This is a genomic window from Bacteroidales bacterium, assembly GCA_035342335.1.
Lineage (GTDB): Bacteria > Bacteroidota > Bacteroidia > Bacteroidales > JAGONC01 > JAGONC01.
On the sequence record DAOQWY010000007.1, the window covers coordinates 72,387 to 85,256 of the forward strand.

The window sequence follows — 12,870 nt, forward strand, 5'->3', positions numbered from 1 at the left end:
GTAAATTTGCGGCAAATATCTGAATTTTAATGAAGGCGTTGATAAAAAAAGTATTGCAAGTTGTGCTGGGTTATCAGAATTATCTTTTCATTTTCTCCCTCTTTACAATCGTTACGTTACGCTGGAAAAAAGATGAAGGCGATTTTATGCACCTGCTCAGGATCCTGCCCGATGGTGGGATCATTCTTGACATCGGTGCAAACATCGGGATCATGACAGCGCACCTGGGCCGTAAGTTTCCGGGTTCGGCCATCTACGCCTTCGAACCCGATCCTCAGAACGTGGTGGCTCTCAAAAGGATCATCCGGTTTTTCGGGATAAAGAATGTCACCGTAGTTGAAACCGCCCTGGGCAACTTTGATGGCGAGGCGCGTATGCGGAGACCGGTCATTCATTCGGTCAAAATGCAGGGGCTCACCCATGTCGTTACCAGTGACAATGGTTCCCCGGCGAATGAGGAAGGGGATGAATTCGTTGCCTCCGTGCAGAAACTGGATTCCATTACCGGTTTTTTAACGGATTCATCCAGGATCACGGGGATCAAAATCGATGTGGAGAATTTTGAATATTTTGTACTCGAAGGAGCCAGGAAACTGATCAGCATGCATAAACCTGCGATCTACTGCGAGCTCTGGAAAAATGAGCGAAGGCAGTTGGCCATCGGTCTGATGAAACAACTGGGTTATTCGGCTTACATTCTCCATCGCAAACAGCTTATGACGATTGATTCGGTCGCCCATGAAAAGGATAATTTTTATTTCCTCCCGGACTAGCCATCCAGTCTGAACGTGCCATGCAGAAGAAATTTCTTGCCAATCTGATCCTGTTACTTTCCCTGAATCTTCTCATCAAGCCCTTTTATATTTTTGGCATTGACCTGACCATCCAGAACCAGGTGGGAACCGATTACGGTCTTTATTTCGTGGTTTTCAACTTTTCTTTTCTCTTCAATATTTTACTGGATTGCGGCATCACCAATTTTAACAACCGGAACATTGCCCAGAACAGTCAGCTGTTGCATAAACATTTTTCCAGTATGCTGACTGTCAAATTATTACTTCTCCTGTCTTATTTTTTTATCACCTTCGGTGCAGCCCTGATCATCGGATACGAGGGAATTAAGCTGCGTTACCTTTTCTTTTTGGGCATCAACCAGTTTTTGATTTCCTTTATCCTGTACCTCCGTTCAAACGTTTCCGGATTGTTGCTGTTCAGAACCGACAGTTTTTTATCCATTCTTGACCGGGTTTTGTTGATCATCATCTGCGGTGTGCTTTTATGGAGCCGAGTAGCACCGTCGCCTTTCCGGATAGAATGGTTCATTTATGCGCAGACTGCTTCGTACGGTCTGACCGCGCTGGTCGCCCTGGTGATCGTGATCAGGAAGGCAGCCTTCCGTAAGCTGACCTGGAACTGGCCTTTCATTGTGTTGATTTTCCGAAAAAGCTTTCCGTTTGCGCTGCTGGTGCTGCTGATGACATTTTACAACCGGATCGATCCCGTGATGATCGAACGCTTGCTGTCCTCCTCCCAGGGGAAGGAGCAGGCCACCATTTATGCCTCTTCCTTCAGGATATTGGATGCAGTGAATATGATTGGTTATCTTTTCGCGGTGCTTTTATTGCCCATCTTTGCCAATATGTTAAAGAACAGGGAGCCGGTGGCCCAAATGGTGAAGTTATCCTTTACCCTGCTGATGGTCGTCGCCCTGATCATCAGCCTGGGATGTCATTTTTACAGCGATCAGGTGATGGAACTTTTAATGGCGGATCATGCAGAGCAGTCGGCTGACGTTTTTCGTATCATGATGTTTGGATTCATCGCCATTTCGATGAGCTATATTTTTGGTACGCTGCTCACAGCCAACGGAAACCTGATGCATCTCAATTTGATCGCGGGTGGGAGCATGTTGCTGAGCCTGATCCTGAATCTGATACTCATACCCCGGTATCTTGCTGTTGGAAGTGCCTATGCCAGTGTCATCACCCAGTTTGTTTCTGCCATCGCCCAGGTGATCCTGGTGCAGCTCGTTTTCAGGTTTAAATGGTCGTTAAGGTTCCTGCTGACCCTGGCATTGTTTATTTTAGGACTTGTTGTCATCAACCTGGCTACCCGCTCACTGATCCAACCGTGGGGTTACGCATTCGGGGTCATGGTCACGGCTTCGCTTGGTTATGCATTTGCTTTGCGGCTGATCCGTTTTTCTTCTCTCATCGGTATTTTGACGGGTAAGACCACCCAGGCATGAAAAAGGATTCAGATATTCATCAAATGACATTGCATATTTGAAATTTAAGTCTATTTTTGTTGTCCTTTATAAGTCTTTTTGCATATGAGTGATACCTTTTCGGGCAACAGGGATTTCGACTCATCAAATTTTGTCAGGTTTCTATGGGCTTGGAGAGTACCCATCTTTATCCTGACCTCCATTGCTTTTTTAACTTCGCTGATCTTCTCATCTCCTTTTTTTATCACCCCCAAGTATAAATCGGTCGTAGTGCTCTACCCCGTATCAACCAGCTCGGTATCCAAGGCATTGCTGAGCGAAACGTACGGGGGAAAAGAAGACATCATGGAGTTTGGCGAGGATGAGCAAACCGAGCAGATGCTCCAGATCCTCAATTCGAACCGTATCCGTGACCGGATCATTGAGAAGTATGACCTTATGGACCATTATGAAATTGATGCGGGTTCAAAATACAAGCTTACAAGGCTGTATAAGCAGTATGAGAGCAATATCACCTACAGGCGGACGGAATACAATGCTGTGAAGATCACCGTAATGGATAAAGATTCACAGCTGGCAGCAGATGTAGCCAATGACATTGCCAATCTGCTCGATTCCATCAAGATCGACATGCAACGGCAACGGGCCATACAGGGATTTAAGATCGTTGAGGCTGAATATGTTCAGCGCCTCGCGGAAATCCACCGGATGGAAGATTCATTGACCTACCTTCGCCAGAAAGGGGTTCACGATTATGAAACCCAGGCAGAGATGATCAACCAGCAACTGGCCATCGAGATCGCCAAGGACAACAGGAGTGCGATCCGCGCCCTGGAGGATAAACTGGATACGCTGGCCAAGTATGGCGGACCTTACGTTTCGCTGCGGGATGCCCTGGAGCATGAAAAAAAACAGCTTAGCGTGCTGAAAAGCAAATATGAAGAAGCCAAGGTGGATGCTGAGGAGGAGTTACCCCAGAAATTCGTTGTGAGCACGGCCTATGGAGCTGAGCGCAAGTCATATCCGATCCGGTGGCTTATCGTGCTGGTTTCGACCATTTCAGCTTTTCTTCTGACGATCCTGGCGATCATCGTTATCGAAAATGTTTCTAAAAGCGAGATCATCCCTGCCTCGCCAAAAAAAAAAATCAGTTTCAGAATCAGAGTCCCGAAGACTCATTTTGAAATAAAACAACCAGTCAGTGCACATGGTAAGATCTTTAATCATAACAACAAATGGAAAATGGAGCATTTTTTTAGTAATATAAACCTGCTTCAATTATTCTGGAAGTGGAAATGGCATATCATCATCATCTGCCTGGTGGCAGGCATGTTGGCGGCCATTTTCTCGGGCCCTTCCTTCCTTAAGCCCAGGTTTAAATCCGTCGGAATCATTTACCCATCCAACATTGCTCCTTATTCTGATGAAAGTGAAACTGAACAGATGGTGCAGTGGTTGAATTCAAAAGACATCAAGGACAGCATCATCCGGAAATTCAATTTGGCGAAGCACTATAAGATTGATTCCAGCTACAGATATTTCTCTTCAACAATCCTGTATAAATACGGACAGAATGTCCAGATCAACAAGACGATGTACGAATCCGTGGAGATTGTCGTTACGGATACCGATCCCAGGCTTGCCTGCGATATGGTGAACGAGATCATCCATCAATTGGACATAAAGGTCCAGACAACCCACAGGGAGAAATACATTGAAGTGGTCAGGGCCACAAAAGCGATGCTGGATGAGAAGAAAAGGGAGATCGATTCGGTTGAAGCCAAACTGTATGAGTTACGGACCAAATACGAGATCATTGATTACGGCAATCAGACGCGTGAGGTGGCCAGGGGTTACCTGCGGACGGTAGATGGAGATAATGCGGCCAGGAATATCAATACAGCGGAGGTGCTGAAACTTAAGAAAAATATTGAGGAAAAAGGAGGAGAGTTCATTTTTTACAATACCCGGCTTTATGATCTGCTTCGTATGTACAGTGAGTTTCAGGAAGATTATGACCGGGCTGTCTTTGATGCCAACAAGGCATTTACTCACACCAATGTCGTCACGCCGCCGGTGGTGGCTGATAAAAAATCATATCCTGTCCGCTGGATCATTGTATTTCTGACCATGGCCAGCACCCTGCTGCTGACGACTGTTCTGGTGGTCATCTTTGACAGCCGGCTCAACGAAGCGGTCCGCCAGGGATAACGTTTTTCGGCTTATCCTGTTCATCCGAAAAAATAGAACAAATTGATTGAGAAGTATAAATTAAAATGGGTCTACCTGATCAGTGCCTTGTTCATTTTGCTGACCATTGGGCTCATTTTGACGGAGCGTTATTATTTTGCCCTGTTGGTGCCCCTGCTGCTGATCATCGCCCTCCTTTATATCTTCACGCTTGACAAGGTCCTTTTGCTGGTCGTTTTTCTCACACCGCTTGCCGTTAACGTCAGGGACATCGACATTGGGATAGGGATTTCCATCCCCACCGAGCCTCTTCTTTTCGGTGTTCTGGTTTTGTTCCTTCTGAGAATCCTTTACAGGAACGATTATGACCGCAGGATTTTGCGACATCCGGTCAGCATCATCATTATGATCAGCTTGCTGTGGATGCTGTTTACCAGCCTGACGAGTGAAATCCCCCTGGTTTCCTTCAAATATCTGATCGCCCGCCTCTGGTTTGTCATCCCGTTTTATTTCCTTGGCATTCTTATTTTCCGGAAAATAAAGAACATTAAGCTTTTCAGCTGGCTTTACATTATTCCGCTGATGGCCGTGATCGCCTACACAATTTATAATCATTCCAAACTGGGATTTGATGAGGAAGCCGGTCACTGGGTCATGACACCGTTTTACAATGATCACACGGCCTACGGCGCCATCCTGGCCTTGTTCATCCCTGTGTTCACAGGATTCATTTTTGATAAAACGTATTCCAGAACCATGCGACTTGCATCCTCCGGTGTGGTGGCGGTATTGATCACGGCGTTGATACTCTCCTTCAGCAGGGCAGCCTGGGTAAGCCTTGCCGCTGGTGTTGTCATCTACCTCGTCATTTTATTGCGGATCAGGTTCAGATGGATACTTCTGACCATTGGTGTTTTCATTGGTATTTTCATGATGTTCAAGTGGGAGATCCTGGATGCACTGGAGAAGAACAAGCAGGATTCTTCGGCGAATTTCATTGAGCACGTGCAGTCCATCTCCAATATTTCATCTGATGCTTCCAATCTGGAGCGCATCAACCGCTGGCAATCGGCCCTGAGGATGTACAATGAACGACCGTTCTGGGGTTGGGGCCCGGGCACCTACCAGTTTTTGTACGCTCCTTTCCAGCGAACCAAGGAAAAAACGATCATCAGCACCAATTTCGGCGACATGGGCAATGCCCACAGTGAATACATCGGACCCCTGGCAGAGTCGGGATTGCCCGGGATGCTCATCATGGTCGCACTGGTGGTGAGCTTTTTCATTACAGGGCTGAGGGTTTACAGGGAACCAGCATCACGTGAGGTGAAACTGATTACGCTGGTCATTCTTCTGGGATTGATGACCTATTTCATCCACGGAATACTGAACAACTTCCTCGATACGGACAAGGCTTCCGTTCCGGTCTGGGCGATGATCGGAATGCTGGTGGCATTGGATCTTTACCACCGGAAGGGAAGACAGCAACCTGATGTTCAGGGGGATAGTCCTGCAAGGGAGTAGATCATTTCCGGTGTTTGCTCAGAAAATCCGGAAGCTGACGCAGAGCCGCCAATTCTCTCCATTTTCTTCCAACCTCGTCGACAGGTATTCCAAAGTAGGTCTTATGGGGTTCGAGGGATTTATCAACTGCGGAAGTGGCAAGGATCACGGCACCTTCACCGATGACCAGGTCCTTGTTGATGGCCACCCTGGCCCAGACGATGACATTGTCTTCAATCCGCGTCACGCCGGCAATGGCAGCAAAAGCTCCGATAAGGCAATGTTTCCCGATGCAGGTATCATGCCCGACCTGCACGTGGTTGTCCAGCTTTGTGCCCGCACCGAGGGTGGTATTCCCTGAAACGCCCCGGTCGATGGAACAAAGTGCTCCAATCTCCACGTGGTCTTCAATGATCACTGATCCGCAGGACTTTAGCTTTCGGTAGGCGCCGTTTTTTTTCTGGAAATAATACGCATCGGCTCCCAGGACACTGTTTGCGTGAATGATCACATGGTTCCCGATCGTGCAGCCATCGTAAATACTTACATTTGAATGGATGAGGCAGTTTTCGCCAATGGTGACATCGTTGCCGATAAATGCACCCGGCTGAATGATGGTTCCCTTTCCTATACGTGCCTCTGGGCTGACGGGAACCGTGGTGGGTGTGAATGGACTGTAACGGTTCACCAGAAGATTATAATCGCGGAAAGGATCGGTGGATACCAGGATCGCTTTTCCGGCCGGCACCTCGACCTCTTTATTGATCAGGATCGTGGTGGCCTCTGAAAGAAGGGCTTTGTCGTAATACTTGGGATGATCAACGAAGGTGAGGTCGCCGGGCTCGACCATATGGATCTCATTGATGCCTGTGATGAGCAGCCCGGGTTCGCCCCTGGGCATGGCACCCGTCAGGGAAGCAACAAACTCAAGGGTAAGGGGAGGATTGAATTTCATGGATGATCTGCTTATTCTCTGACCCGTTCACCATATTCTCCGGTCCGCGTGTCGACGCGGATCTTATCCCCCTCATTGATGAACAGCGGCACCCTGACGATGGCGCCGGTTTCGACCGTGGCTTCTTTCAGGGTGTTGGTGGCGGTGTTACCTCTTTCCCCCGGTTCTGTGTAGGTGATCTCAAGGGTGACAAAGGGAGGGAGCTCGCAGTACAAGGGTGTTTCCGTATCAGCATGGAAAACGATCTCGACTTCCTGGCCGTCTTTCAGCAGGGCAGGGGCGTTGATGAGCTCTTCATCGATGGGCACCTGTTCATAGGTCTGCGTATGCATGAACATGTACGTGATATCTTCTTTATAGAGATACTGGTAAGGCCGGCGTTCCACCCGGGCCACGTCGATCCTGACGCCCGAATTGAAGGTGTTGGCCAGGACTTTGCCGGTTTTCAGGTTCTTGAGCTTTGTGCGGACAAATGCCCCGCCTTTGCCGGGTTTGACATGTTGAAATTCGATGATGGTATAGAGCTCATTGTCAAGCTCTATGCACAATCCATTCCTGAAATCTGCTGTTGTGGCCATTTGAAAAGTGTTTTTAGCGGGAACGTTGCAAAAGAGGTGCAAAGATAATTCAAAATCGGAAACGTCCAACTCATCAATGGAAGATAAATGATTACTTTTCTGAAAGGAATTCCTGTACTTTTCGGGCAATCGTTTCAGGATCGAATCCGAATTTTTCATCCAGCACCTCTGCCGGGGCTGAATAGCCAAAGTGATCCATTCCCATCACTTGTCCTTTGCCACCTGCCAGTCCCTGCAGGGTGACGGGCAGGCCGGCGGTGAGTCCGAAGACCGGTACGCCATCCGGCAGGATCATTTTCTGATAATCGATTGGCTGGCGACGGAACAATCCTTCCGAGATGGCGGAAACGACACGGGAGGATACCCCTTTTTCCTGAAGCAACTTCGCCACTTCGTACAGGGTTGCCACTTCCGATCCGTTTGCCAGAAGGATGACATCCGGATGTTCTCCGAAAGCACAGACGGTGCAGGCACCCTTTTGTGCCCCGAGAGCGGCCTGGTAACTGGAGGTTCCTTTTGGTGCTGGCAGATCCCGGATGGACTGCCGTGACAGGATCAGGGCAGTAGGTGTTTTCCGGTTTTCCAGAGCCATTTTCCAGGCCACCTTGGTCTCGTTGCCATCGGCCGGCCGCAAAACAAGGATGCTGTTCTCTCCATCATGATTTTTTAACTTTTCCAGCAGACGGATCTGTGCTTCCTGTTCCACGGGTTGATGTGTGGGGCCATCTTCTCCTACCCGGAACGAATCGTGCGTCCAGATGTAGATCACCGGCAGGCCCATCAGCGCCGCCAGGCGCACGGCCGGCTTCATGTAGTCGGAAAATACGAGAAAGGTGCCGCAGGCCACATACAGTCCCCCGTGGAGGGCAATGCCATTGGCAATGGCAGCCATCGAAAGCTCGGAGACACCCGCGTGCAGGAATGTCCCTGTGAAATCCTGATGGGTGAGGGGTTTGCTGTTTTTGAGAAATCCGTCGGTCTTATCGCTGTTGGCAAGATCGGCCGACATCACCAGCAAGTTGTCGAGGCTGACGGAAAGGTACTCCAGTATGTTGGAGGAAGCCATGCGGGTGGCTTTTCCCGGGTCAAGTGAGATGGCCTCAAAATCCAGGTCGGGGAGCTTGCCGGACATAAAGCGTTGATATGCAGCTGCTTTTGCAGGATGTGTCTGCATCCACGCTGTTTCATCCGCTTTTCGGATCGTTGCCGATCTGATCTTTTCCTGCCGGATGCGGGCATAATAGGAGTCCACCTCCGGGCATACCGCAAAAGGATTCTGAGGATCGCCGCCCAGGTTCCGGATCGTGTTTTCGATGGAAGCCCCTGCCTTGCTAAGCGGTTGTCCATGGGTGGAATAATGGCCTTCGAGGGATTCTCCCTGTGCCGTAAGGGTCCCTTTGGCCATGATGGTTTTTCCGATGATCAGCGTAGGGCGCTGTTTTTCGCTGACGGCAGCATCCAGCGCCTTCCTGATCTCCCGGTGATCGTGTCCATCGATCGTGAGTACCTGCCATCCCCAGGCTTCGTACTTGCGGGCCGTATCTTCACGGGTTACCGCACTGGTGAGGGTCGAAAGCTGGGCGTCATTGGAGTCGAAGAACATGATCAGGTTGTTCAGCCCGAGAAATCCGGCGATGCGGCCCACACCCTGTGATATTTCCTCCTGGATGCCTCCATCGGAGATAAGGGTGAAGATTCTGTGTTCCATCCAGTTCCCGAAGCGGTTTGTCAGGTGACGTTCGGCAAGGGCTGCACCAGTGGCCATGGCATGCCCCAGCCCAAGCGGGCCTGATGTGTTCTCGATCCCGTGCCGGATATCCAGCTCGGGATGGCCTGGGGTAGGACTGCCCCACTGCCTGAAATTTTTAAGATCATCTTCCGTATAGATGCCATAGAGGTAAAGGACTGCGTAGAGCAGGGCCGACAGATGGCCGGGATCAAGGAAGAACCGGTCCCTCAGATCCCATTCGGGGTCCGAAGGATCAAAGCGCAGGTACTCGGCAAAGAGGATCTGAATGAAATCCGCCGCTCCCAGAGCTCCACCGGGGTGTCCCGACCGGGCTTTTTCGACCATGGCAGCGCACAGAACACGGAGATTGTCGGCTGCGTTTAGGGCGATCTGGTTTTCGTGGGAGTTATCCATTTGAATAACGTGAGAATCCCTTCATGATGCCACGGCTCGAACGGGCAATAAAGCTCAGTATCTCATCCCGTTCAGGGGATACGCGAAAATCAGCTTCAATGATGGAGACTGCCTGGGAAACGTTTTTCCCTTTGATATAGATGAAGCGATAGATATCCTGGATCTCATTGATCTGGGCCTGGGTAAATCCCCTGCGCCGAAGACCGATCGAATTGACCCCGATGTAGGAAAGTGGCTCCCTGGCTGCTTTGACATAAGGCGGGACATCTTTTCTGACGAGAGCGCCTCCTCCGACAAGTGAATGACAGCCAATGTGCACGAACTGGTGCACTGCGGCCAGGCCGCCCACAATGGCCCAGTCGTCGATAACGATGTGACCGGCCAGGTTGGCCGCGTTGGAAAGAATCACATGGTTGCCCAGGATGCAATCGTGTGCCACATGTGCATAGGCCATGATAAGGCAATTCTCTCCAATGACGGTCTCATAATTGGCCTTGGTCCCCCTGTTGATGGTCGCAAACTCGCGGACGGTGGTGTTGTTACCGATCTTGACCATGGTTTCCTCCCCGTCGAATTTCAAATCCTGCGGAATGGCAGCGATGACAGCTCCCGGGAAGATCCTGCAGTTCTTGCCGATCCGGGCACCTTCCATGATGGTCACATGGGATCCGATCCAGGTGCCTTCTCCAATCTCCACATTCTTCTCGACGTTGACAAAGGGCTCAATAACTACGGTATTGGCAATCCTGGCCTGCGGATGAACATATGCTAACGGTTGTGTCATAGATTTTTGGTCTTTTTTACTAATTGAGCCATTAATTCGGCTTCTGTCACAATTTTGTCACCGACATAGACATAACCTTTCATATGGCAGATGCCTCTTCGGATTGGAGCAACCAGGTCAAGTTTAAATACCAGTGTGTCACCGGGTAACACTTTCTGCCGGAATTTTGCATTATCAATTTTAAGAAAGTAGGCTATATATTCCTTGGGATCCGGAACGCTGCTCAAGGCCAGGATCCCTCCTGTTTGCGCCATGGCTTCCACCTGGAGCACGCCGGGCATGACAGGCTCGCCGGGAAAATGCCCGACAAAGAAAGGCTCATTCATCGTCACATTTTTCATGGCGATCACCCTCCGGTCCGTCAATTCCAGAACCCTGTCGATCAACAGGAAAGGAGGACGATGCGGGAGGATGTTCTGGATCTCGTTAATGCCATAGAGTGGTGGCCGTGAAGGATCGATGAAGGGAGCTTTTTCTTTCTTTGCCTGCGATCTTCCGTGTTCTTTGATCAGGCGTGCCAGTTGAATGTTGGCACCGTGACCGGGGCGGTTTGCGATGATATGTCCCTTGATGGGTTTTCCCACCAGGGCCAGATCCCCGACCACATCCAGCAGTTTATGGCGCGCAGGTTCGTTGGGATAATGCAAGCGGACGTTGTTCAGGATACCTTCTTTCAGAATGGTCACGCGGGGCTTGTTAAAGAAGGCAGCCAGCCTGTCGAGCTCATCCTGTGAAATGATCTTGTCGACAAAAACAATGGCATTGTCCAGGTCGCCGCCCCGGATCAGGTTGTTCTGAATGAGGTATTCCAGTTCGTGCAGAAAAACGAATGTACGGCAATCGGATATCTGGTCCCGGAAATCTTCGATGCGGTCGAGTGTGGCATACTGGTTCGTCAGCACGGTCGAGTCATAATCGACCATGACCGACAGCCTGTACGATTTGGCAGGAACAGCAATCAGCTCAACCTTGTTGCTTGGCTCCTGGAAGGAGAGGACCTCTTCGATCTCAATGAACTCTCTGAAAGCATCCTGTTCGACGATCCCTGCTTTTTCCAGGGCATCGACATACATTTTTGAGCTGCCGTCGAGGATGGGCGTTTCCTGGCAATCAATCCCGATCAGTACGTTGTCGATCTGCAGACCGACCAGGGCGGCCAGTGCATGTTCGGCCGTCATTATTCTTGCTCCGTCCTGCTCCAGCGTTGTTCCTCGTGACACATCCACCACCCGGTCAACATCGGCATCGATGACGGGCTGGTCTTTCAGGTCGGTACGTTTGAATTTTATTCCATGGCCCACGGGTGCCGGAAAAAAGGTCAGTGTTACATGCTGGCCCGTGTGAAGGCCATTTCCGGAGATGACGAACGAATTCTTTATGGTTCTTTGCAAACCGTCCATTGTGGCTGCAAACATAACCATATTATTGATTATTTACAATTTTTCTTTCCAGATCATCGATCCTTTTGATATGATTTTCAAGATTCCGGAAATGAACATAGGAAATCTTGAATTTTTTGATATCGAATGCGGGGGCGCCCATCACTGTCTGGTCTGCCTTAATGTTAGTGGACACACCCGATTGGGCAGCGATCTGAACATTGTCACCGATCACCAGGTGCCCAATGATCCCCACCTGTCCGCCGATGAGGCAGTTCCTGCCGATATGGGTGGATCCGGAGATCCCGGTTTGAGCAGCGATGACGGTATTTTCACCGATGACCACGTTATGGGCAACCTGTATCAGATTATCCAGCTTGACACCCTTACGTATGATGGTGGAGCCCAGCGTGGCCCGGTCAACCGTAGAGTTAGCGCCGATCTCCACCTCATCCTCAATGACCACATTCCCAATCTGGACAATCTTGCGGTAGTGATGGTCCTCCTGTGGTGCAAAACCGAATCCATCCGATCCGACGACCACACCGGGGTGAAGAATGCAGTCACTGCCAACCTGGCACCCCTGCAGGATCCTGACTCCGGGATGAAGGATGGTCCGGCTGCCAATTGTTACCTTTTCCCCGATGTAAACCTGGGGATGAATCCTGGTCCCGTCTCCGATGACCGCATGTTCACCGATGACACTGAAATCACCGATAGATACATCTTTGCCAATGCTGGCAGTGGAAGCCACGGATGCATGCTGTGATATCCCTTTCTTTCCGCCCGTGTACTGGTTATAAATTTCCAGTAACTGTGCAAAAGCGCTGTAGGGATCCTCAACCCGGATCAGTGTTGCACTGACAGGAAATTCAGCCCTGAAATCTTTCTGAACAATGACAATGGAGGCCCCTGTTTTGTAAATATAGGGAGTGTATTTTGGGTTGGCCAGGAAGGAGAGGGTGCCGGGATGCCCTTCCTCTATTTTTGAAAGCTGATCGACAGTTGCCTGCGGATCTCCGTCCACGGTGCCATGAAGGATTCCTGCGATCTGGTTGGCGGTAAAATGCATCTGTTCAGGTGTTGTATTTATTTTCGGGCAAAGATAGGG

General features: G+C 49.9%; 10 protein-coding genes. 4 read left to right on the forward strand and 6 right to left on the reverse strand.

All coding sequences use genetic code 11. The features are described 5' to 3' along the window. Nucleotides 1-29: 29 nt before the first annotated feature. The 4 genes from PKI34_05400 to PKI34_05415 all read left to right on the forward strand — a co-directional run bounded on the left by PKI34_05400 (nucleotide 30) and on the right by PKI34_05415 (nucleotide 5,941). On the forward strand, nucleotides 30-773 hold the full coding sequence (locus tag PKI34_05400) for an FkbM family methyltransferase (protein ID HNS17237.1): 744 nt from the start codon (nucleotides 30-32) through the stop codon (nucleotides 771-773). A gap of 20 nt (nucleotides 774-793) precedes the next feature. Beyond that, nucleotides 794-2,248 (forward strand): oligosaccharide flippase family protein, encoded by a 1,455-nt coding sequence (locus PKI34_05405; protein ID HNS17238.1) that lies wholly within the window; start codon nucleotides 794-796, stop codon nucleotides 2,246-2,248. Between the two features lie 84 nt (nucleotides 2,249-2,332). Next, nucleotides 2,333-4,438, forward strand: a complete 2,106-nt coding sequence (locus PKI34_05410) for a Wzz/FepE/Etk N-terminal domain-containing protein (protein ID HNS17239.1) — start codon at nucleotides 2,333-2,335, stop codon at nucleotides 4,436-4,438. Nucleotides 4,439-4,480: 42 nt separating this feature from the next. Beyond that, nucleotides 4,481-5,941: an O-antigen ligase family protein gene (locus tag PKI34_05415; protein ID HNS17240.1), complete on the forward strand. Its 1,461-nt coding sequence runs from the start codon at nucleotides 4,481-4,483 to the stop codon at nucleotides 5,939-5,941. Between the two features lies 1 nt (nucleotide 5,942). Here PKI34_05415 and PKI34_05420 read toward each other — a convergent pair whose 3' ends face one another. The 6 genes from PKI34_05420 to lpxD form a co-directional block, all read right to left on the reverse strand. Next, nucleotides 5,943-6,875 (reverse strand): UDP-3-O-(3-hydroxymyristoyl)glucosamine N-acyltransferase, encoded by a 933-nt coding sequence (locus PKI34_05420; protein ID HNS17241.1) that lies wholly within the window; start codon nucleotides 6,873-6,875, stop codon nucleotides 5,943-5,945. An 11-nt stretch (nucleotides 6,876-6,886) separates the two neighbouring features. Then, the gene (gene efp, locus PKI34_05425; protein ID HNS17242.1) at nucleotides 6,887-7,453 is read right to left on the reverse strand and encodes an elongation factor P; all 567 of its coding nucleotides are present in this window, start codon (nucleotides 7,451-7,453) and stop codon (nucleotides 6,887-6,889) included. Between the two features lie 91 nt (nucleotides 7,454-7,544). Next, a complete protein-coding gene (locus tag PKI34_05430; GenBank protein HNS17243.1) occupies nucleotides 7,545-9,596 on the reverse strand; it encodes a transketolase in 2,052 nt (683 codons plus the stop codon). Continuing rightward, nucleotides 9,589-10,380, reverse strand: coding sequence for an acyl-ACP--UDP-N-acetylglucosamine O-acyltransferase (gene lpxA / locus PKI34_05435; GenBank protein ID HNS17244.1), 792 nt, complete (start codon nucleotides 10,378-10,380; stop codon nucleotides 9,589-9,591). The genes PKI34_05430 and lpxA overlap by 8 nt, the downstream gene beginning before the upstream one ends. Then, complete coding sequence (locus PKI34_05440; protein HNS17245.1) at nucleotides 10,377-11,780, reverse strand: bifunctional UDP-3-O-[3-hydroxymyristoyl] N-acetylglucosamine deacetylase/3-hydroxyacyl-ACP dehydratase; 1,404 nt, start codon at nucleotides 11,778-11,780, stop codon at nucleotides 10,377-10,379. The genes lpxA and PKI34_05440 overlap by 4 nt, the downstream gene beginning before the upstream one ends. 22 nt (nucleotides 11,781-11,802) lie before the next feature. Next, on the reverse strand, nucleotides 11,803-12,831 hold the full coding sequence (gene lpxD, locus PKI34_05445; protein ID HNS17246.1) for a UDP-3-O-(3-hydroxymyristoyl)glucosamine N-acyltransferase: 1,029 nt from the start codon (nucleotides 12,829-12,831) through the stop codon (nucleotides 11,803-11,805). Nucleotides 12,832-12,870: the final 39 nt, after the last annotated feature.

Coding starts and splice junctions, on each gene's coding strand:
- PKI34_05440 (HNS17245.1), bottom strand. CDS start 11,780: ATGGACGGTTTGCAAAGAACCATAAAGAATTCGTTCGTCATCTCCGGA.
- lpxD (HNS17246.1), bottom strand. CDS start 12,831: ATGCATTTTACCGCCAACCAGATCGCAGGAATCCTTCATGGCACCGTG.
- PKI34_05430 (HNS17243.1), bottom strand. CDS start 9,596: ATGGATAACTCCCACGAAAACCAGATCGCCCTAAACGCAGCCGACAAT.
- PKI34_05400 (HNS17237.1), top strand. CDS start 30: ATGAAGGCGTTGATAAAAAAAGTATTGCAAGTTGTGCTGGGTTATCAG.
- PKI34_05410 (HNS17239.1), top strand. CDS start 2,333: ATGAGTGATACCTTTTCGGGCAACAGGGATTTCGACTCATCAAATTTT.
- efp (HNS17242.1), bottom strand. CDS start 7,453: ATGGCCACAACAGCAGATTTCAGGAATGGATTGTGCATAGAGCTTGAC.
- PKI34_05420 (HNS17241.1), bottom strand. CDS start 6,875: ATGAAATTCAATCCTCCCCTTACCCTTGAGTTTGTTGCTTCCCTGACG.
- PKI34_05405 (HNS17238.1), top strand. CDS start 794: ATGCAGAAGAAATTTCTTGCCAATCTGATCCTGTTACTTTCCCTGAAT.
- lpxA (HNS17244.1), bottom strand. CDS start 10,380: ATGACACAACCGTTAGCATATGTTCATCCGCAGGCCAGGATTGCCAAT.